Source organism: Thalassotalea sp. 1_MG-2023, assembly GCF_030546745.1.
Lineage (GTDB): Bacteria > Pseudomonadota > Gammaproteobacteria > Enterobacterales > Alteromonadaceae > Thalassotalea_C.
The window spans coordinates 1-22,286 of sequence record NZ_JAUOPD010000027.1; the positions used below are offsets into that span (position 1 = coordinate 1).

At 36.6% G+C, this 22,286-nt stretch carries 14 protein-coding genes and 1 riboswitch; of the genes, 10 read left to right on the top strand and 4 right to left on the bottom strand.

Annotated features, from left to right (window positions below; all coding sequences use genetic code 11):
* Positions 1-481 precede the first annotated feature (481 nt).
* The 6 genes from Q4489_RS15705 to Q4489_RS15730 all read left to right on the top strand — a co-directional run bounded on the left by Q4489_RS15705 (position 482) and on the right by Q4489_RS15730 (position 11,526).
* Positions 482-2,989 (top strand): TonB-dependent receptor, encoded by a 2,508-nt coding sequence (locus tag Q4489_RS15705; protein WP_303482097.1) that lies wholly within the window; start codon positions 482-484, stop codon positions 2,987-2,989.
* A 107-nt stretch (positions 2,990-3,096) separates the two neighbouring features.
* On the top strand, positions 3,097-5,364 hold the full coding sequence (locus Q4489_RS15710; RefSeq protein WP_303482100.1) for a beta-N-acetylhexosaminidase: 2,268 nt from the start codon (positions 3,097-3,099) through the stop codon (positions 5,362-5,364).
* An 82-nt stretch (positions 5,365-5,446) separates the two neighbouring features.
* A complete protein-coding gene (locus tag Q4489_RS15715; protein WP_303482104.1) occupies positions 5,447-5,989 on the top strand; it encodes an RNA polymerase sigma factor in 543 nt (180 codons plus the stop codon).
* Positions 5,990-6,013: 24 nt separating this feature from the next.
* Positions 6,014-7,051, top strand: a complete 1,038-nt coding sequence (locus Q4489_RS15720; protein WP_303482106.1) for a FecR domain-containing protein — start codon at positions 6,014-6,016, stop codon at positions 7,049-7,051.
* Positions 7,052-7,074: 23 nt separating this feature from the next.
* On the top strand, positions 7,075-9,828 hold the full coding sequence (locus Q4489_RS15725) for a TonB-dependent receptor (protein WP_303482108.1): 2,754 nt from the start codon (positions 7,075-7,077) through the stop codon (positions 9,826-9,828).
* Between the two features lie 498 nt (positions 9,829-10,326).
* Positions 10,327-11,526, top strand: a complete 1,200-nt coding sequence (locus Q4489_RS15730; protein ID WP_303482110.1) for an isocitrate/isopropylmalate family dehydrogenase — start codon at positions 10,327-10,329, stop codon at positions 11,524-11,526.
* Between the two features lie 63 nt (positions 11,527-11,589).
* Here Q4489_RS15730 and cspD read toward each other — a convergent pair whose 3' ends face one another.
* Entirely contained in the window at positions 11,590-11,814 is a 225-nt protein-coding gene (gene cspD / locus Q4489_RS15735) for a cold shock domain-containing protein CspD (protein WP_074500054.1), read from the bottom strand.
* Positions 11,815-12,025: 211 nt separating this feature from the next.
* On the opposite strand from cspD, the gene clpS reads away from it, so the two are divergent.
* Complete coding sequence (clpS, locus tag Q4489_RS15740) at positions 12,026-12,346, top strand: ATP-dependent Clp protease adapter ClpS (protein WP_074500057.1); 321 nt, start codon at positions 12,026-12,028, stop codon at positions 12,344-12,346.
* A gap of 29 nt (positions 12,347-12,375) precedes the next feature.
* The gene (gene clpA / locus Q4489_RS15745) at positions 12,376-14,631 is read left to right on the top strand and encodes an ATP-dependent Clp protease ATP-binding subunit ClpA (protein ID WP_303482114.1); all 2,256 of its coding nucleotides are present in this window, start codon (positions 12,376-12,378) and stop codon (positions 14,629-14,631) included.
* Positions 14,632-14,796: 165 nt separating this feature from the next.
* Here clpA and Q4489_RS15750 read toward each other — a convergent pair whose 3' ends face one another.
* The 3 genes from Q4489_RS15750 to Q4489_RS15760 all read right to left on the bottom strand — a co-directional run bounded on the left by Q4489_RS15750 (position 14,797) and on the right by Q4489_RS15760 (position 20,877).
* Positions 14,797-18,576 (bottom strand): Calx-beta domain-containing protein, encoded by a 3,780-nt coding sequence (locus Q4489_RS15750; RefSeq protein WP_303482116.1) that lies wholly within the window; start codon positions 18,574-18,576, stop codon positions 14,797-14,799.
* A gap of 107 nt (positions 18,577-18,683) precedes the next feature.
* Positions 18,684-20,384 carry a proline--tRNA ligase gene (locus Q4489_RS15755; protein ID WP_303482119.1) on the bottom strand — a complete coding sequence of 567 codons (1,701 nt, stop codon included), beginning with the start codon at positions 20,382-20,384 and terminating at the stop codon, positions 18,684-18,686.
* Between the two features lie 169 nt (positions 20,385-20,553).
* Positions 20,554-20,877 (bottom strand): RNA-binding S4 domain-containing protein, encoded by a 324-nt coding sequence (locus Q4489_RS15760; protein WP_303482121.1) that lies wholly within the window; start codon positions 20,875-20,877, stop codon positions 20,554-20,556.
* Between the two features lie 132 nt (positions 20,878-21,009).
* Positions 21,010-21,091, top strand: a riboswitch (cyclic di-GMP riboswitch).
* Between the two features lie 70 nt (positions 21,092-21,161).
* On the opposite strand from Q4489_RS15760, the gene Q4489_RS15765 reads away from it, so the two are divergent.
* Positions 21,162-21,506 carry a DUF3718 domain-containing protein gene (locus Q4489_RS15765; protein WP_303482124.1) on the top strand — a complete coding sequence of 115 codons (345 nt, stop codon included), beginning with the start codon at positions 21,162-21,164 and terminating at the stop codon, positions 21,504-21,506.
* Positions 21,507-21,863: 357 nt separating this feature from the next.
* Positions 21,864-22,190 carry a hypothetical protein gene (locus Q4489_RS15770; protein WP_303482127.1) on the top strand — a complete coding sequence of 109 codons (327 nt, stop codon included), beginning with the start codon at positions 21,864-21,866 and terminating at the stop codon, positions 22,188-22,190.
* Positions 22,191-22,286 lie beyond the last annotated feature (96 nt).

A 22,286-nucleotide genomic window follows, 5' to 3' on the forward strand; every position in this document is an offset into this window, starting at 1 on the left:
TTGGTAGACACAAGGGATTTAAAATCCCTCGCTGGTAACAGCGTGCCGGTTCAAGTCCGGCCCCGGGTACCATTACTATAATTTTGTATGTTCTTAGCACTCAATTTAAATCCCTCGAGCTACCACTAGGTAGACGCATATACAAGTAACGATTTAAAATCCTTCGCTGGTAACAGCGTGCCGGTTCAAGTCCGGCCCCGGGTACCACTTCATCTGGTTTGTCATGCTCAATCGATAGTATCTTAGTATTTACCTTTCGATTTTATTTTCGTAAATTTTCTTACTTAATGACTAATGCTATTTAACCTTCATATTTATAGTTTAGGTTTCGATAGAAGTTAGCGTTTCAAAAATATTCTCAAATATAAATTCTACTTTTTCTTCCCAAAAACTGATGATTAATCGTTATACCCCTCGAACGTTGCATATTTTATGTAGCGCTTTTAACCATGTAAACAATGGAAACTTTGAGGGAACTTCTGTGAGTATAAATACAAAAAAATCACCAATAGCACTAGCTTTAGCTACTTATATTGCATGTACTAGCGTAGCTGTAGGCGAAGAGCAAGAACAACAAAAAGACAAACAAGCGTTATTAGATTTAGAAAAAATCGTGGTAACAGGTTCAACTGGGCGAGGCGTAACAAAGTTAGAATCTTCAGTATCAATTACAACATTAAACGAAGAGCAACTTGCACGAGAAATGCCCCTTGGAACGGCTGATCTATTAGAGGTTATTCCGGGGTTTTGGGTAGAAGATTCAGGCGGAGAAACCAATAATAATGTTGCACCGCGTGGGTTAAGAGGGGGTGAAGGTTTTCGTTACATTGGTGTAGAAGAAGATGGTTTACCTGTTGTTTATGATGGAGTTTGGGTTGACTTTTATCAGCTTCAAGACATTACCATTGAAACGATGGAAGCGGTACGGGGTGGCACAAGTGGCTTGTTAACAACTAACGGCCCAGCAGCGTTAGTTAATTTTATTACTAAAAAGCCAGATGATATTGAAGAAGGGGCAATAAAATTAAGTGCTGCTGATTATGGTATGTATCGAGTGGAAGGGTTTTATAGTAGCCCTATTTCTGAACACTGGAAAATGCTCGTTGGCGGCTTTTATCGACAATCAGACGGTGTACGCGATACGCAATTTACTGCAGATGAAGGTGGTCAGATTCGGGTGAATTTAGTGCGAGATTTAGATAATGGTCAATTAACCTTATCTGCAAAACACTTAGATGATCATACTACATTTTTTGTTCCTATTCCTATGCAAGATCAAAGTGATCCTAAAGGCATACCTGGCTTTGAACCTAAAAGTGATACGATGATCGGTAATGGTCAACGAAAATTAAAATATTTAAAACAAGACGGAAGTTACTTAACCCGAGACTTAAAAGATGGCCAACATACCGTTCATAGCACATTAGGGGCACACTTAGAATTGGATTTAACCGATAATTTATACCTTGATGCTGCAGCGCGTTATTCTCAATTTGAAAATGATATGTATATCTTATTGAATTTTGATAATTCAACTTTAGTAGATGCGCAATCAAGATTACTTGCTGATGATGCACAAGGGTTAGTTGAACAATTTGCAAGTCAAGGTGCTACCTCTGCTATGCTAAGGTATGTTGACAACCAGCAGCTAATTGATAACCCCAGTGACTTAAATGGCAACGGTTTAGTGACTACTAGTTATCCGTTGTATTCTAGGTATGAAGCTGATCAATTCGTATCAAAGTTGAGTTTAACTTATGAAAATGATCGTCATAGCTTAACGGCGGGGTGGTTATATGCCTTTGTTGATGCGGATGATTTACCCGTTGATAAATGGGAGTCATTTTTTCTAACTGATGTTACAAGTAATGCAAGGTTACTTGATATTGTCGCAGTTGATGATGATAAAAATGTTATTGGTCAATTAACTGATAATGGTTCAACAGGTTATGCCCCTGGTTGGGGACAAGCTACGGCCTATGGTGAGTCTAGTTCACATTCTTTATTTGTTAATGAACAATATCAAGCGACAGATAACTTGCGTTTAGATGCAGGTATTAGAATTGAGTGGCTCGACCTAGACAGTACAGCTTCCGGCACTAGATTTGCTGTTCCTGTTGAAGGTGCTTTCGATGAAAATGGCCAAGATATCGATAATAACTTAGCAAATAATTATACTGATATGCCATCAAATGATTTCTATCGTAAATCGTTAAGTGAAACAGAAACTGCTTGGACAGTCGGCTTTAATTACAAATTTAACAACCGCGTGTCTGTATTTGGTCGCTATGCAGATGCATTTGAAATGCCTCGGTTATTAAGTCATGGACAAACGATTCATGCAGGTGAAGACGCGAGCTTTAACGAAGCCGTTAATTTAACGTTTTCTGAGTTAGGCATACGTTATGCTAGCCAAATATTTGGCACGTCAGTAACGTTATTTAATACAAAGTTTAAAGATCTCACTGAACGTAATTTTACCGGAGCTGATGGTACTGTCTCTAATCAAATCATTGATACAGTAACCAAAGGTGTTGAATATGAGGCAAGTTGGCGACCAACTAGTAACATTACTGTAGAGGTAGCCGGTGTAGTACAGCGTCCAGAGATGGAAGGATTTACCGGTAATTTTGCTAGCTGGGAAGGCAAACAGGTCAAACGTACACCTAAAGTACAATTGCGAGTAACACCTACATATTACTTCGATAATGGTAATGCATACTTAACTGTACATCATATAGGTGACCGTTTCTCAGATGGTCAAAATCAATTTGAATTACCCGCTTACACGACTTTTGATGCAGGCATTAATTATACATTTACAGACAATGTAAATTTGCATATCAAAGCAACTAACCTTACTGATGAAATCGGTCTTACAGAAGGGAACCCTAGGGCCATTAATGATCAACAAGCTGGTTATGAATATTATTATGCACGTCCTATTCTAGGCCGCACTTTGAATGCCTCAGTCACTATAAACTTCTAACCTTACACACGTTGAAGGCATAAATGTGTCGTCGTTTATTCGTCGACACCCATTATTTTTATTGCCCCCGCGGGTAACTGCGGGCTTTTTTTAGTTAGGAAGCTAAAGTGAAATATTTGATCACGCTATTTTTTATACTATTACAGACACCAGTGTTTTCTGCACAACAAAGTACACCTGTACTTTTTCCATATCCCGAGAAGGTAACTTGGCACAAAGAACACTTTAAGGTAAATCGTCATACAAGTTTTTATGCAAACGATGAACGTGCTCGTAAATCTGCATTATTATTCTCTAAAAAGATCCAACCAACGACAGGGTATTTATTTCCTTTTAGCGATCAACTTAAATCAAATCAAGTTAGGTTTATTATTGATACCAAAATTAGTCATGACGAAGGTTATACACTGGAAGTGTTAAGTGAAGTTGTGACATTAAAAGCAAGTAGTGAAAAAGGCCTGTTTTATGCGAGCCAAACTTTACGGCAGCTTTTAAACCGTGATATTGAAACGAAAACACCAATCAATCGCAGTTTTTGGCCTATACAAGGTGTAACAATTACAGACAAACCTGCTTTTAAATATCGTGGTATGCACCTCGATGTTAGTCGACATTTTTATGATATTGACTTTATCAAAAAATACATCGACTGGTTATCACATCATAAATTTAATAAATTTCAATGGCATTTAACAGACGACCAAGGCTGGCGAATTGAAATTAACGCATATCCAAAGCTTACAGAAATTGGCAGTAAACGTTCGAAAACCGTCGTGGGTCATACTTATGATTATCAACCGATATATGATGATTTACCTCATCGTGGTTTTTATACCCAAGCACAAATAAAAGAAGTTGTAGAATATGCCAAACAGAAGCATGTTGAAATTATTCCTGAAATTGACATTCCGGGTCATTCAACGGCAATAATTGCAGCTTACCCTGAGCTTTCTTGTCATGGAAATAATGTAAACGTTGAAAGTCATTTTGGTATTTTCGAACAAGTGCTTTGTCCTTCGAATAAAACAATGACATTTTTAGCAAGTGTGTACCGAGAAGTTGCAGACTTATTTCCCAGTAAGTATATACATATTGGTGGTGACGAAGTCATTAAAAAGCAATGGTTACAAAGTGCTCAAGTGCAATCTTTAATGCAAGATTTAAACATTACCACAGGTGAACAATTACAAAGCTATTTTATACATCAAGTAACAAGTATTTTAACTTCACTAGGTAAAACGGCCGTTGGTTGGGATGAAATCCTTGAAGGTGGCGCACCCAATACGGCACTGATTACGTCATGGCGGGGTACTGAAGGGGGTATTCAAGCGGCAAAACGTGGTAACAATGTCGTGATGACGCCTTATCAATTTACCTATTTTGATGCGTATCAATCCCGCTCTATAGAAGAACCTAAAGCCATTCACGGCTTTTTACCGATAGAGAAAGTGTATCAATTTCAGGTTGTTCCTGAACAATTAACACCAGAACAAAGCCGCCATATTATTGGCGTTCAAGGTGCACTCTGGACTGAATATATAAAAACAGAACAACATGTACAATATATGATATTTCCTAGGATTGCGGCATTAGCAGAAGTGGCTTGGTCCACGAATAAAAGTTGGCAAAGATTTAGCAAACAATTAGATCGTTTAACTGAACGCTACCATGCAATGGGGGTTAATAGTAGTGATGCTTACCTGGTACCTTGGGTTGAAAAAGTAAAAGCAACATCTAACAAGGTTGATATATTGTTTTCTCAATTAAATGAACAAAGAGAGTTGGTTGTTGAACAAGAAAATAAAAAAAATGGGGAGAAAAACCATTTATTTAATTCAGTTATTACTGTTAGTGATGCTAAGTTACATACAATAAAAGCCTATACTCAGTCAGATGATAATCAGTCAAAGCCTGTGCAAATTACGGTAGCGCCACATAAGACAATTCATAAAAAAATCACCTTTAAATATGCACCAGCTAAAAACACAGAGCATCGGATTAATGATGGCATTTTTGCATATGATCAATATTATGATGTAAATAACTTTACGGTTTTTCAGGGGGTTAATTTAGATGCAGTGATAAATTTTAACCAGAAAGAGCAGGTATCGCGTGTTGTATTTGGCATTGACGCAGGAAGGCATAGGCAACTAGTTCCACCTGAAAGTATTGAAATTCATAGCTCTGTGGATGGGAACAAATGGCAACTTGTTAAATTATTGAGTGATAAAGACATTAACGGCCCGTTAGTTGATATTCGCTTTACGACAATTAATACACAATTTTTAAGGGTAGTGGCGATAAATAAAAAACAGTCTTTAGATCCGCAGATACCGTTATTACCTCTTTATGTCGATGAAATAGCGGTATTTTAATAATATAATTTATATATTCTCAGATTCTTTACGTCGTTCGTTATAGTAATTAAGGGCAAGTTTAAGTAAGCAGTTTTTATCAATGACAAATACATTAAGGAAAATTGAGCAGTCCACACAAGATGATCAATATAAAGCACAGATTAAAGCGCTATATATTGATCATTATCGACGCTTGATACATCACGTAATGAAAAAAGGGTTGTCTCATAAAGAGGCCGAAGATATTGCTCAAGAGGCTTTCGTAAAGTTACTTGGTCTCGAAGACAAAGGTATTTGTAACTATATTCAAGCGTATTTATATAAAATTGCTACAAACCTATCAATTGATAAATTAAGAAGACAAACAAGAAGCCCAGTCGATGTAAATGATGATTTAATCTCTCATGGGGTAAGTCATACATCACCTGAAAGATCATTAGAAAATCAAGACTCCTTAGCATTAATAAAAGACTCCTTGAGGGAATTACCTTTAAAATGTCGCCAAGCATTTGTTTTATATAAAATTAAAGGTATGGAATACCGAGAGATTGCTGAAACAATGCAAGTTTCAGAGAGCATGGTACGAAAATATGTACTGCAAGCTGTAAGAAGTTGTTATCAGCATTTAACAGCAAACTCGTAGAGCGGACCAAGTATGAGAAAACAAATGAACGATGTAACAATTAAAAAAGAACAACGCTTGCTGATAGAAGATACCGCTGCAGAATGGTTACTGTTGCTCGAGGAATGTCCGACAAAAGACAATCAAGCAGCACTAGCTCATTGGTTAAACGAAAGTAAACAGCACCAAATTGTCTATCAAAAAATGAAGCAGGCATGGTCAAATAGTGACCTGTTAACCGAAGAAGATATTTTACAACCACATGAACGTGTTAACTTACTTTCTCAGCATAAACCTTTAAAAGGTACTTTCTTCAATCGTTTTTTTTGGCCAACGACCATTCTAAGCTGTACGTTAGCGTTGCTGGTAATCAGCGTATTGCCGTTTACATCGACAAACCATAACAATAATCCTTTACATCAAGGTGACCTTACGGTTAAAACACAGTCATATAAAACCAACATTGGTGAAACTAAACAAATATCATTAGCCGATAAATCAATGTTAGCGCTAGCCTCTGGTAGTGAAATTTCAGTAAGTTATACGGCAGAGAAAAGAAATATTGAGTTATTAAAAGGGGAGGCACTGTTTTCTGTTGCCAAGGATAAAACAAGGCCTTTTATTGTGACCTACCGTGGCAGAATCGCTCAAGCAGTAGGAACTGCGTTTAATGTGAAGGAATCACAAGGAAATATGCATATTCAGGTGTTGGAAGGTAAGGTAAAAGTCGCTTCGATTGCGAATACCCAGTTATCTAATAAAGTGTTAAGTGCTGGACAAGGAATAGCGATCACTCAAAATGGCAGTATGTCAGATGTGCTTGAGCATACTAATCGTGAAAAAATGGACTGGCAAAAAGGGCGTTTAAGTTATGTTAACGTATCCCTTGCTTCTGTTATTTATGACATAAGCCGATATGTACCATTGCATATATATATTCAAGACAAAAGTGTTGCTGATATGAGATTTACAGGCAATATTAAACTTGACAGTATTGAACAATGGTTTACTGATTTGCCTGATATATTCCCATTAAATATTCAACAATATGGTGATACAAAGGTGATGACAAAGAGGGAATAACCTTCACGTCCTAACAATAAGAAATGATAACGCAACAGGACAACCTTCGAACAAATACTTACCAAGCCAGGCGAAAAACGCACTGGCTCTTTGTGTTTATTACACTTGTACAATCCTTTAAAGTATTTAGTCAGTCAATGGTTGATGCAAAGCAGGAGTATCGCTTTGCTCATTTAAATCTGGAACAAGCATTAGTTGAAGTTGCGAAATTAAATAATACGCAATTGATCATGCAAGCAAAATCATTAACTGAACAAAAACGTACGATCAGCTGTTTTTGCAGTATCAGTGAAATTCTAGATTTATTGCTTAAGAATACCCACTACCGGTATAGAATTTCTCAAAGTGGCAGTATTCTTATTGATCTAAAACCCAAAGTGGTTAATAAAACGGTAGCAACAGAAAGTACTGAGAATTATGAACGTATACTTATTACGGGCTCTGCCCATGATGCAAAGTCAATTTTAAGAAGTACAAGCGCTGTAACCGTTTACAACAAATCAACGTTTATCTCCCAAGGGCTACCAAACAGCGCAGATATGCTAAAACACGTTCCAGGCTTTTGGGTGGAAGACTCAGGCGGTGAAGCCAATAATAATGTCGCTCCAAGAGGGCTTCGAGGCGGTGAAGGCTTTAGATTTATCAGTGTGATGGAAGATGGCTTGCCAATTAGCTATGACGGGATATGGGTCGATTTTTTTCAACGGCAAGATATTATGACAAATGCAGTAGAAACTATACGAGGGGGCAATAGTGGTATTGTCAGTTTAAATGGCCCTGCCGCTGTCGTGAACTTTATATCTGATGACGGTAGTAGTACTCAAAAGAATGAGTTTGTTATTAAACAAGGAGTTGATCATAAATCTACACGGTTTGATTTGAAAATTGTAGAGAAAGTTAATAAGAATTGGCACGTGGCATACGGTGGTTTTTATCGAAAAAGTGATGGTATTAGAGAGCCAGGATTTACAGCAGACAAGGGCGGACAATTTAAAATAGTCAGCAACTATAAAAATAAATTTCACTCGATTAACGTGGTAGGTAAAATACTTGATGATAAAACAACATTTTATTCGCCAATTGTTTTCACCGGAGAAGAATCCCCACAAGCGGTAAAACAGCTATCATCAACACATGGTACTTTACTGAGTAAAGCATTCACTTCATTACCATTTACCTATCCTGTGGATGGATCGAACGTAACAGAATTTTATAATATTCAAGATGGCCAACAAACCAATTTACAGTCATTAGGTATTTTTGGTCATCACGAGGTGAATACACATTGGCGCTTATCATATAAATTTCGTTACTCAGATATGACAAACGAAATGCTTACCATGCTTAATCTCGATAATAATACAATTTCAACCGCGGAAGAATATTTGTCTTCTGAGCAAATAAGTGATTTTATCAATAAAAATAAGTTAGTTGGTGCAGTACAGCCAGTATTAAAAAGTACAGTCGACAATACAATAATAGATAACAAAAGCGATAAGCTATTTTCGTTAGCGCATCCTTTGTATTCAAAGTATGCGCAACATCAATGGCTCAGTAAAACCAATATATCATTTGATTATGATATGTTCAGTGGCACATTTGGCCATTATTTTGCGAGAAGTCAGTATTCTTCATTACCTTTAGATAAATGGCTTGGGCAGTATTTGATAGATGTAAAACATCAACCACAGCGATTTGACGTGATTGCACTGAATAATGCAGGCGATGAAGTTGCCAAGATGACACGAGAAGGGCAGCTTTCTTTAACAGGGCCTGCTTATATTGATGGTACGGGCCTTGTACGATCACACTCATTATACGGACAGCTAACAATTGATGCTTTGGAAGAATTAAGCTTTGATCTTGGCATACGGACCGAAAACTTACATTTAACGTCAGCAGCACAAACAGACAAACAATACTTTATCGACCAACAATATCCGGTGCGCTACTCCTCAGGAAATTATTTTACGCGAGAAAAAAAATTCAATGAATTTGCATGGAATATTGGGCTTAACTTTACGCCGTATAGTAACGTGGCATTATTCGCCAATATAGCAGATGCTTTCGAAATGCCGAGAGTTACTAGCTTTGGTAATGCAATAGGATGGTCTAATACGGTAGAAAGTGTGCCTGAAAACCTTACTTTTGAACAACCTGTTAGATTAACCTTTGGTGAACTGGGTGTAAGATATGATGATGGTGATTCGTCTATAACTGCGATTATATTTCAAACTAAATTTGATCCACTATTAGTGAATGTATATCGAGGTAAGTCAGTATCAGATACCATTTTTATGAATACAAAAACAAAAGGACTTGAAATTGAATTCTCTCAACAAGTTAATCAGATTTTTTCGATTAAAGGTACAAGTGTGTGGCAGAGAGCTCGTTTTAATAATATTCCGTTGAGTTATGAAGAAAGCATTTATAATGGCAATCAAATTACCAGAACACCAGAATTACAGATTAGGCTTGAACCTACTTTTACCCTAGATAATGTTAGTTTCGCAATTCGGTATCATTATATTGGTGATCGGTTTTCAGATATTGCTAATCAACGCAAATTACCACACTTTCAATATTTTGATACCAATATAAACTGGCAGATTACTTCACAGTTAGCGATCAACTTAGTAGGAAAAAATATTTTCAATTCTTACGGGCTTACGGAAGGAAACCCTCGCACAAATGATAGCTCAGCGTCAGCGCCGCATTACTATGCTAGGCCTATATTTGGTCGCGCTTTTAGTTTATCAATACAATACAATTTTTAACGGTATTTATATTTTGTAAAGTATAGGAATCAAATCAACATTGTATTACAGAATTTATAAGCTTCCTTAAGCTGTAACATCTTGTGAAAATAGCAATTAACACAGAATAAGCACTCGTATGTATATTTGCTCAATTCTATTCGGGTCTGTTGATCTTTCGCGTTTATTTTTAAGCAGTTTATTGGTATTTAGCCGAGGCATTGCGATTAATATAAAAGCTGCCCTTTGGCTTCAGCTAAACACTATTTCTTCATGGTTGTTTGAAATTTACAAGGAACCACCATGTATCATTACTTACGCCTTGAACAAAAAAGTGTTTAGCTCGAACAAAATTTAATCTCGAAAGATCAACAGACCCTAGAGAGATCCCCCTTTATATTTACTACTATTAACCAGCGTGATAATGAACATCACTGATTCTATATTAGAGAAATGAACCTAAGTCGTTTAGCTTAAAGGTCATACCACTATGCTTGGTTTAATGATGAGGAAGGCGAAATGACAACAACACTAAATACTCCTGAACATGGGCAAGAAATCACGCTTAATACTAATGGCAGTTTAAACGTACCCAATGCACCTATTATTCCGTATATCGTCGGTGATGGCATCGGTATTGATATTACACCAGTGATGTTAAAAGTAGTGGACGCTGCTGTAGCAAAGGCGTATGGCGGTGATAAACGTATCGCTTGGTTGAAAACCTACGCCGGTGTTAGTGCGACTGAACATTTTAATGACGATATTTGGCTGCCTGATGAAACCGTTCAAGCATTCAAACAATATAAAGTTGGGATTAAAGGGCCGTTAGATGCGCCAATAGGTAGCGGCTTACAATCGTTAAGCATTCAATTGCGTGAACAGTTAAAAGTAAAACAAAGTATATTTTCGTTTCAATGCTTTGATGGATTACCTAAATTCATTAATCATCAACAACAAATACATATTGACGTATTTCAAAGCCAACCCACCTTACTTTCCAATAAAGAACACAATCAACAAACGGATGATGAACGTTTTACGAGTACCATCGCTATTGATCGTTCTGATGTGGAACAATTATTAAAAAAGGCGATCGAGCATGCGGTTGCACAAGATAAAAGAAGTGTTGCCTTAATACATGACGGCGGAAATACCGCAGATTTTACAGATGCAATTTGTCGTTGGGGATATCAATTAGCAAAAACAGAATTTGATGGCAAAGTTATTAATGGTGGTCCATGGGTGAGTATTGTTAATCCTAAAACAGGTACTGATATCACAATTAAAGACATTAGTGTTGAGTCGATGATAGCACAACTTGTTTTAAACCCTGCTGAATATCAAGTGTTAGTCGCACCATTTGCTTACGGGCCGAGCTTACAAAGTTTGTTATCTACGTTAAGCAATACAACAGGCATTACACCCGCATGTTATTTAAGCCATAATGCGGCCGTATTTGAAGCAACCCATGGCACGGCTCAAAAGTATGCAGGGTTAAATAAAGTAAATCCTAGCGCTTTACTGCTTGCTGCTGTATTGATGTTAAGACATATTGGATGGCACGAAGCGGCAGAAAATATTGTAAAAGGGATGCGTGATGCGATAAGGGCAAAAACAGTCACTTATGATCTAGCAAATAAAATAGCAGATAGCACCATGCTAACAAGTTCTGGTTTTGGTGATTGCATCATTGAGCACATGAAAGCGATGCAGTAGTCTTTTCATGTAGTAGACATAAAAAAACACAGCCTCAGCTGTGTTTTTTTATTATCGGTATTACTATTCAGTTACATCGTCAAAGTCGGACGGTTTGATCACAGATGCGTGATGACCTTTTGGCCCCGCATTTAGTTCGTAATCAACATCTTGTCCTGCTTTTAATGTACGATAGCCGTCCATTTCTATTGTGGAATAGTGCGCGAAAATATCTTCACCACCGTCATCAGGACGGATAAAACCAAAGCCTTTTGCGTTGTTAAACCACTTCACTTTACCGTGAGCCATACATCAACTTCCTTCTAAATTCATCGGTAATTCGGTATGCTTCCCCAGAAACATTAAGTTCAGTAAACAGTGACTAAAAAATAGTCACTGTTTAAATCGTAGATAATAAAATAAATTAGTCAAGTATTATTCACAACTAATTAACCTATTATTTTTAATTTTTAACAAAATTGTTAAAGCAAATTTTTCTACCACAGACTAATATAAAAGAATGAGCAATTGGAAAGAAATATTCGACAACCAAGAATTGTTAGAAGATGAGGTTGTTGATCAACATCAAAAACCGCCTATGTACAATGTAGTGTTGTTAAATGATGATTACACGCCGATGGATTTTGTCATCGACGTATTAAAAAAGTTTTTTGGTATGAACGAAGAAAAAGCAACCGATGTTATGCTTGAAGTTCATTACAAAGGTAAAGGTCGTTGTGGCACATTTACTGCAGATGTAGCTGAAACCAAAGTCAGTTTAGTATGCGATTATGCGATAGAAAATCAGCATCCTTTAATGTGTACGATGGAAAAAGTATGATTTTGCGTAGTGTCGAAGTGGAGTAGCCTATGTTAAATAAAGATTTAGAAATTTCGTTAAATATGGCCTTTCGTCAGGCGAAAGAATCGCGTCATGAATTTATGACGGTAGAGCATTTGTTGTTGGCGTTGTTAGATAACCCCTCTTCAATAGAAGCCCTAAAGGCCTGTGGCGCTGATATGATAAAGCTCAGGCAGGAGTTACTCGACTTTATTGCCGAAACTACACCTGTGATCCCAGCGGAAGAAGAAGAGCGTGAAACTCAACCTACCCTTGGGTTTCAACGGGTATTACAGCGCGCTGTTTTTCATGTGCAATCGTCGGGGAAAAGCGAAGTTAGTGGCTCAAATGTCTTAGTTGCCATATTCAGTGAGCAAGAATCTCAAGCGGCTTATTTTCTTAAAAAATCTGATATTAACCGTTTAGATATTGTTAATTACATTTCTCATGGTATTGCTAAAACGGAAGGTCAATCAACTAATAAAGCACATGAAGAAATAAATCAGCAAGAAGAAGAACCGCGCACCGTGGAAAATTTTGCCACAAACTTAAATGAACAGGCAAAAATCGGCAGAATTGATCCGCTTATAGGTCGTGCAAGTGAGTTAGAAAGAACGTTACAAGTGCTTGGGCGTCGTCGCAAAAATAATCCATTATTTGTTGGTGAAGCAGGGGTAGGTAAAACAGCTATTGCTGAAGGCTTGGCAAACCTAATTGTTTCAGAAAAAGTACCGGAATTTTTAGCTGACACAACTATATACTCTTTAGATTTAGGAGCATTACTTGCTGGTACCAAGTATCGTGGTGATTTCGAAAAACGCTTCAAAGCATTATTGAAAGAACTTGAGCAAGAAGGTAATGCCATTTTATTTGTAGATGAAATACATACGATTATCGGTGCAGGCGCTGCTTCTGGCGGTATGATGGACGCTTCTAATTTAATTAAACCATTATTGTCGTCAGGTAAATTACGTTGTGTGGGCTCTACAACTTATCAGGAATATCAAAATATTTTTGAGAAAGATCGCGCATTAGCAAGAAGGTTCCAAAAAATTGATATTGTTGAACCAAGTATTGATGACACCACAAAAATTTTACAAGGTTTGAAAGAAAAGTATGAGTCGCATCACGGTATTCGCTATACCAATAAAGCATTGCGTGCAGCAGCTCAGTTGTCAGCTAAATATATTAATGAACGTTTTTTACCTGATAAAGCAATAGATGTTATTGATGAAGCAGGTGCGAAACAACAATTGCTTGCCAGCTCTAAACGTAAAAAAGTCATTAATGATGGCGATATTGAAACAATAGTGGCAAAAATGGCAAGGATCCCTGAAAAGTCAGTATCATCTTCTGAGAAAGATAGTTTACATACTTTGGATAGAAATCTTAAATTAGTCGTCTTTGGTCAAGATCATGCCATTGATGAATTAACATCTGTGATACGTTTATCTCGCGCTGGTTTAGGTCAAGAAAACAAACCGGTTGGTTCATTTTTATTTGCTGGCCCTACAGGTGTCGGTAAAACAGAAGTGACGCAGCAGTTATCTAAAGTGCTTGGAGTTGAGCTATTACGTTATGACATGTCTGAGTACATGGAAAAGCATGCGGTAAGTCGATTAATTGGTGCACCTCCCGGCTATGTAGGCTATGAACAAGGTGGGTTATTAACTGACGCTGTGATTAAACATCCACATGCTGTTGTGTTATTAGACGAAATTGAAAAAGCACATCCTGATGTTTACAATATTTTATTGCAAGTAATGGATCACGGAACATTAACTGATAACAATGGCCGTAAAGCTGACTTTCGAAATATTACGCTAGTTTTAACAACAAATGCTGGTGTAGCAGAAACAACAAGACAATCTATTGGTTTTAAACAACAAGATCACAGCTATGACGCATTGAATGAAATCAATAAAATATTTTCACCTGAATTTAGAAACCGCTTAGACAATATTATTTGGTTTAATCATTTAGATGACAATGTAATACACCAAGTAGTGGATAAATTCATTGTTGAGTTACAAGCTCAACTTGACGATAAGGGCGTTTCTCTTGAATTAACCAAAGATGCGAAAAAATGGCTTGCCGTTAATGGTTATGATAAAGCGATGGGCGCTAGACCAATGTCTCGTCTGATTCAAGAACACCTGAAAAAACCATTGGCTAATGAACTGTTATTTGGAGATTTAGTACAAGGTGGCGTTGCCAAAGTAGGGGTGAAAAAAGATAAGCTCGTGTTAAGTTTTGAATCTAAAAAAGAGCTTGTCGAACATTAACCTTGTTGTTTTAGTTTACTCATAATCGAAGATAAAAAACGCCACATTGAGTGGCGTTTTTTTATTGCAAGACAAATCGAAATAAATCGTTAACTTACTTAGCGCTACTTTAGCGCGCTAAAGATAAGTTAAATTGTTTGAGTATAATCGCTTCATCGGTTAATTTTAGTATCTACGCTTAACCATCGTACTAATAATAAGCAGCGAGAACAGGTACCAAATAGCACCGCCTCCACTACTACTGCTGCTTCCACCACCAGTAGTTGGAGGTGGAGTAGTGCTGTCATTATCAACAATAGTGACAGTAATCGTACTGATTTCGCCAATTAAGCTCAAGTCATTTGCCGATAGTGTCACGGTAAATGTTTCATCGCTTTCATCAATGGTGTCATTGGTAATGTTAACGGTGAGCGTTTTTTGTAATTCACCGTCTTCAAAGGTTATTGTACCTTCGGTTAACTCATAATCACTGCCACTTGATGCACTAACATCATTGGTTTGATAGTTAACCGATAACTCACCATCAGCACCATCTGAACGGGAGACTATTAATGATATTTCATTAGTACCTTCGTTTACTGAAGTGTTAGCTGTGGTGAATGCAACGTTGCCAACGGCAGGTTGTTCATCTTCTAAAATGGTGATTGAAAGATTTTTATCTTCATCATTGATTACAGCTCCATTGGCATTTGATAGTGTTAAGTAAAAAACACGATCGCCTGAATAATCATTGTTATTGATGATGTTAACAGTTATGTCTTTAGTGTATTCACCTTGTGCGAAATCAATCACTTTTTCTTCAAATTGATAATGCACATCATTTTCTGCACTAGCATCTATAGAACCAACTGTCACTGACGCTTCGTTAGGTGCTTGATTGGGCCGTTGTATAGTTACGGTAAAACTACCTTCACTCTCGGAAACTTCTAAACTTTGTGTTAACCAAGAAATATTGGCTTGGTCGGTATCTTGTATTGTCACATCAATTTTATTTGGGGTACCAATACTACCAGTAGATATATTCTCTAAGGTAAGATTAAAGGTTTTACCCTGGTCAAAGTCATTATCTCTTACCGATGATAAATAAAGTATTTTAAAAAACTCGTTATCTGCAAAGGTCAATGTTTGCGATAACTCTACATAGTCACTTCCTGCGGTAGCTGTTTCAGCATTTGCTTTTAAATCGACACTTATTTCGCCACTACCACCTTGAGAACGAACAACTTTGAACACATTGATTTCACTATTTTCTTCAAGGTTCAGATGAGTCAATTGAAAGTGAACAATACCTGGTTGAGTATTGTGATAAATAGGATTGGTATCATTGGCAAGTTCAGTGTCGTTGTTAACGCCATCATCATCAAAATCTTGTAAATCACTAGCTGGATTGCACGATGACGCTTTAAAGAGGTTATTGATGTTAAAATAATGTTCGATATAATTTTGTTGCCAACATTTGATACTTGTCGATCCTGAAATATTTATTGTTTGCCATTGATTATGAAGCTCAAATAGGGCAGTAACATCAGTCACATTTGTGTTACTGATGTCTAAGTCGTTTAACGCTAACGCATACTGTAAAGCTGAAATATCATTAACTAAAGTATTCGCGATATTAAGGGTGGATAGCTTATAAAGGTTATTTACAAAGGCCAAAGAATTTATTTGAGTGTTATCAAGTAACAACTTAGTTAACTGCGTTAATTCGCTCAAACTAGTTGTATTGACGAGCGGGTTATTGCTTAGCGTTAAATCTTCCAAGTTAGTTAACGTGTGTAGAGCGCTAATATCATTTATATTGTTATCTTTTAAATTCAACCTTTCTAAAAATGGCATCTGACTGATATTTTCAATACTTTGTAATGCATTGTTGTTCATTAATAACACGTTCAAATTTGGCATTTGTTCGCCAAAAGGAATCGTAACAATATCATTATTATCTATTTCAAGCGTTTCGAGTGAAAATAAACTTAAGAGAGACGAGATGTCAGTAATTTCATTGTGATAAAGCGCTAAAATTTCTAATTTATCTAAGTTTTTAAGCGGTGTTACATCAATTACATCATTGTAGCCTAGGTATAAAAACCTCAAAAAAGAAAGATCTGCTAAAGCAGAAATATCACTGATGTTGTTGCTTGTTAAATATAAGTATTCAAGGGCGGTTAGGTTTTCTAATACATCAATAGATTGAATGCTATTACTGTTTGCATATAAGTAATAAAGCTCTGTCATTTCAGCAAGCGGCGATAAACTTTCAATGTTATTATCATTGATCCAAAGTTGTTTTATTTTGTGATTGCCAGATAGTGCAGATATGTCAACAATACTGTTAAAATCAAGGTACACATTGGTCAGCTGGCTTGTTTGTGATAACGCACTAATATCATTAATATTGTTATCTGATAATGATAAGTATGAAAGTTTTGTAAGCCCTGAAAGCGGTGTTAAATTGCTTATATTATTACTATCTAACGTTAAGCTAACAATATTTGGAAAATGCTCAATGCCATTGAGTAAATCAACATTTTTATAGCTACAGTAAAGATCAGTCACTTGGCCAGCATATTTAATATTGCCATTGTTGATTGTACTTGCTAAACATTGCTTTAAATTGTTATCTGTTATGTTCACGAGAGCTTCATTTGCAAGAATTAAATTAGGCTCTGCTTGAAATAGGTTCTCTAATTCTATATTTACTTGATTTAAGGCATAACTGGCATCCGCGCCATTGACAGGATCATTTCTATCGATACCACAGGGCAACTCTGTACACAAAATATCAGGATTAGAAAATTTATATATTTTTCCAGCGTTGTTGACAGAATAGGCCATTACGGATGAAAAGCCATTATTTACATCTTGTATTCTATACCCTAAAGCATAAGGGAATGTATAACCTGTATCTCCTTGTGCACGAGAATGTGCTAGCCCCATATTATGGCCTAACTCATGGGCGAGTACATAATCACCACAATCGATACTGGTATGACTAAACATATAATTTGTTGAATTAGCAATAGTTGCATTACCCCATGCTAGACCACAGGCTGAATCACCATCAACAAAAGGGCGTAATAGGGCAACCATATCGGCACCTTTCTCAAAGCGTATATTATCTATATCAGTAAATGCTTCATGTTCTTTGAAAGTAATATCATCAAGTGCAGCATCTGAATCTAAATCAGTTGGATATTCTACTGAGATTATATCAGCCGCTGTTATTTGCATATTTACATTACTATCAATATAAATTTGATTAGTTACTTCAATTAGATGTTCAATACGCGTTAGTACATCACCATTATATTCACTGTCGATAAAGCTTTGTGGAATGGCATAGACAAATAATACATCAACATTTGCATTGTTTACCGCAGTGCTTTTTGCTTTTGCAGGAAGTGAAGAGTTGCTGTTAATGAGCGGAGTAGCGAAGTGTTTTTGCTTAGGGGCTGTTATTTTATTATGTTTTGTTCCAACTTCTTTGTGGGGTATTTTCACATCATTGGTGAGTGACGCATGGTGTTTTAGTTTTTCTTCGATTAACCAACCTGATTGTTTTTTACCCTGGGCGACCCATGTGGTTTCTGGTGCCACAATACGCATAAAAAACTGATTTTTCCCCATCGTAATCACAATGGGTAGTTTTCGATCTTGTTGTTGGATATGCGCGATTATATGCTTGGTATGCGCTTTATGTTTAATTTTAATGATGCTAGCGGGGTAGCTTTGATCATCATTTAAGTTAACCGTAAATGAATCACCAACATCAAAAGATGCTAAAATATTAGTGTTAAGAGAAAATTTATCGCCTTGCTTATACTGAACACCGATACCTGAATTACTCGTGTGTTTTTCTGCTTGAATTTGGTGCCAGTTAAATAAGTTCTCAGCTGCGGAAATGTGTGGTGCGATGAATAAGGTTAGGGCACCTAGAAGATACTTCATATTTACTCCAGATTAAAGTGATACAACTAAAGTGTATCACACCAAAAGTAAATACAAAGTTAATATGAACGGCTAAAAAAGTTCTTAGCCGTTATTCTGAGGTATCATTAATCAAATAGACTTAAAGCATCTGTGATATCAAGTAATGATTTTTCGCCAGTTATACGGTTTTTTACTTCAATTTTGTTGTCGTCTAAATTACGTTCGCCGACAATCAATAAAATGGGAGTACCAATTAATTCATGATCTGCGAACATCACACCAGGGCGTTCTTTTCGATCATCAAATAAAACATCTATTCCTACACTGGTTAATTGCTTGTATAAGTTTTCAGCTGTTTCTTTTACCCGTTCTGATTTAGCCATATTCATTGGCACAATAGCGGCCTGAAATGGTGCAATAGCTTTTGGCCATTTTATGCCGTATTTATCGTGATTTTGTTCAATGGCAGCTGCCACTATTCGAGATACGCCAATACCATAACAACCCATGGTTAAGGTTTGATTCTTACCCGATTCAGTGAGCACTCCGCAATTCATTGCTTTTGCGTATTTGTTACCTAATTGGAAAATATGTCCAACCTCAATACCACGTTTGATAACTATTTTACCCTTACCGCAAGGGCTTGGATCACCTTCAACAACGTTACGAATATCTGCCACCGTATAATTGGATAAGTCATTATCCCAATTGACTCCGGTATAATGAAAGCCATCTTTATTTGCACCGCAAACGAAATCAGCTAAATGTGCAGCACTACGGTCAACGATCACTGGAATTGATAAGCCTATAGGGCCGATTGAACCAATATTACAATTAACTGTTTGTTGTACTTGCTCTTCGGTTACAAACGTTAAAGGACTGCTAATTTGTGGCAGGTTTTCAGCTTTAACTTCATTAAGTTGATGGTCGCCTCTAACCACTAGGGCTATAACAGGATGATCTTCTGTCGCACCTTGAACAAGCAATGTTTTAACGGTTTGGTTGACTGCAATGTTTAATGTTGTTGCCACTGCATCGATTGTTTTAGCATCAGGTGTTGCTACTTCTTTTATTGATTGAGTGCCATGAGGGCGTTCACCTACTGGAGCTAATGCTTCGGCTTTTTCGATATTTGCTGCGTATTCAGAGCTATCAGAAAAAACAATATCATCTTCACCTGAATCAGCAAGAACATGAAATTCATGTGAACCTTCACCACCAATTGAACCATTATCAGCAACAACAGGACGGAAATCTAAGCCTAATCGGTCAAATATTCGACAATATGCGTCGAACATGGTTTGGTAGGTTTTCTTCAAACATTCATCGGTGATATGAAATGAGTAGGCGTCTTTCATTAAAAATTCTCGACCACGCATTACGCCAAAACGTGGGCGTATTTCATCACGAAATTTTGTTTGAATTTGAAAAACATTTAAAGGTAATTGTTTGTAGCTGTTAACTTCGTTGCGTATGATTGAAGTAATCACCTCTTCATGGGTAGGGCCTAAAACAAAAGAGCGTTCATGGCGATCTTGAAGCCTTAGCAGTTCTGGACCGTAATCTTCCCAACGTTCAGATTCTTGCCATAAATCAGCGGGCTGAACCATTGGCATTAATGTTTCAATAGCACCTGCTTTTGTCATTTCTTCACGGACAATTTGTTCTACTTTTCTTAAAACACGAAGCCCGGTGGGTAACCAAGTATATAAACCTGAGGCAACATTGCGTACAAGACCTGCTCGTAGCATTAATTGGTGGCTAATTACTTCAGCGTGCGCTGGGGTTTCTTTCAAAGTTGAAAGTAAATATTGGCTAGTACGCATGGATTTTATTGTTCCGTATGAATCATGAGAATATTATAAATATAGTGCTCTTATTCTAACAGGGGGGGGAAAGGTGCAAAAGAGAAAAATGTAGTTAATTGCCTATTGAAGTAAATACAGACAAGTTAATTAGGCTAATAAAGCATAATCTTAGATATTTACTGTCAAACTACAGTGATATTTTCTTACGACCACCTTTTATTTGTATAGAATTAGGCTGTTTACTTGTTGAGCTTTCACTAACGCGTTTTTTCTTTTTTTGAGGTAAACTAGGTGCTTGAAAACATATCAATTGGATTTCTTCACCATTAAATTGCACGATATCTTGATGGAAAATTTTTTTACGTTTTTGAAACTCCGGCTCACCATTTAAATACACATAGCCTTCAGTGATAACAATTTTTGCTTCACCGCCACCACTGACTAGGTTAGCTATCTTTAATAATTTATATAACTCGATGGGCTGAGAAGAAACTTCTATTTCGATTGCCATTTTAAACCTTACACATTTTATTTTTCTAAGACATTTTATCTTTTTGTCGCTTGCCTGAACAGTAAGTTTAAATAGTTAAAAAAAAGAAAAACTATTGCTTGCATCTTTGGTTGATATCTATACAATGCGCGCAGCTAGAAACGGCAAGATACTTGAAAGAGTATTACGCAAAGCTACCAGTCTACGGATTTTCTATGACAGTGGAGCTACCTAAGTGATCAAAAATCTCATCATGCTTGCAGTTTCTATAAAGTTATTAATCTACTTTTTTGGAAAAGGTCACCATGAAAAACCTCATTATTGTTATTTTAGTTACATTCCTTCTTTCTACTATAGCACCTAAAGCTCAAGCAAATAATGTTGCGCAAAATTTATGTGAATTTGTTGCTGCTGATGCAAAATCAAAATTACGTAGTTACTTGAAATCACAACGAATTAAGATTCGCCGTGTTTTTGATACGGTAGAATGTAATGGTAAAAACCTTTTGCAATTTGCTGCTTCAGCAAATGCTAATGAAACAGGTGCAATGATGATAGGTAAATTACCTAAAAGTGTCGTATCTGAAAACTTAACTGCACTTGCTAATACAGGTTTAAAAGTTGCAGCTGAAAAGCGTGTAAATGGTTAATATTAAACGCTAATGAATGCAAACGGGCGCTAATAAGCTAATAGCGTCCGTAATTGTTTTATCACTATATCTTTACTCCCTTCTTGTTCATTTAAAATCTGACACTTTTAACGCTTTTTAATTCTTTAGCTATAAAACCAGGCCTCACTATAAGTATTCAATCTAAAAAATTTACCTGCTTAGATTAACTTTAAAATAAATTACTTACCTAATCGCTAACGATCATTTAACAAATTATTCACATAAGCATTATTGAAGCTTATATGTTTATTCACTATGGTTAAGACATACAAGGATTCTTGCTGGTGTGAATACCATTTCTATCTGGTGAGAAAATAGCGATTAAGAGGTAACGTTATGTATTTTCGTGCGTATAGTCGATTGAAATATGATGTAGTAAAAGTCGTTTCCGTGTTGTCTTATATGACTATTCTAGGATGGGTAGTTGCATTTTTCATCTATGGTGATCAACGCTCTGCGTTAGCCAAATTTCATTTAAGGGATTCACTGGGGTTAATTATCACCGGAGCATTACTTGCTTTAGTACCTTTTGTTGGTTGGGTATTATGTTTAGGTATTATCGTACTTTGGTGTACAGGGTTTTATCATGCCTTAACTGGCCAACGCACACATCTTCCGATAGTAGGTGATTTCTACCAAAAGCATCTTGATTTCATTCGTTAAAATAACTCGCAATCAACGAACCGAATGAAATTTAACCTGAAAGCTACGTTAGGGGTTAAACGCTGCTAGAGTTTCTTTGGTTGATATGATTAAATT

Coding starts and splice junctions, on each gene's coding strand:
- Q4489_RS15715 (WP_303482104.1), top strand. CDS start 5,447: ATGACAAATACATTAAGGAAAATTGAGCAGTCCACACAAGATGATCAA.
- Q4489_RS15720 (WP_303482106.1), top strand. CDS start 6,014: ATGAACGATGTAACAATTAAAAAAGAACAACGCTTGCTGATAGAAGAT.
- Q4489_RS15725 (WP_303482108.1), top strand. CDS start 7,075: ATGATAACGCAACAGGACAACCTTCGAACAAATACTTACCAAGCCAGG.
- Q4489_RS15730 (WP_303482110.1), top strand. CDS start 10,327: ATGACAACAACACTAAATACTCCTGAACATGGGCAAGAAATCACGCTT.
- cspD (WP_074500054.1), bottom strand. CDS start 11,814: ATGGCTCACGGTAAAGTGAAGTGGTTTAACAACGCAAAAGGCTTTGGT.
- clpS (WP_074500057.1), top strand. CDS start 12,026: ATGAGCAATTGGAAAGAAATATTCGACAACCAAGAATTGTTAGAAGAT.
- clpA (WP_303482114.1), top strand. CDS start 12,376: ATGTTAAATAAAGATTTAGAAATTTCGTTAAATATGGCCTTTCGTCAG.
- Q4489_RS15750 (WP_303482116.1), bottom strand. CDS start 18,576: ATGAAGTATCTTCTAGGTGCCCTAACCTTATTCATCGCACCACACATT.
- Q4489_RS15755 (WP_303482119.1), bottom strand. CDS start 20,384: ATGCGTACTAGCCAATATTTACTTTCAACTTTGAAAGAAACCCCAGCG.
- Q4489_RS15760 (WP_303482121.1), bottom strand. CDS start 20,877: ATGGCAATCGAAATAGAAGTTTCTTCTCAGCCCATCGAGTTATATAAA.
- Q4489_RS15765 (WP_303482124.1), top strand. CDS start 21,162: ATGAAAAACCTCATTATTGTTATTTTAGTTACATTCCTTCTTTCTACT.
- Q4489_RS15770 (WP_303482127.1), top strand. CDS start 21,864: ATGTATTTTCGTGCGTATAGTCGATTGAAATATGATGTAGTAAAAGTC.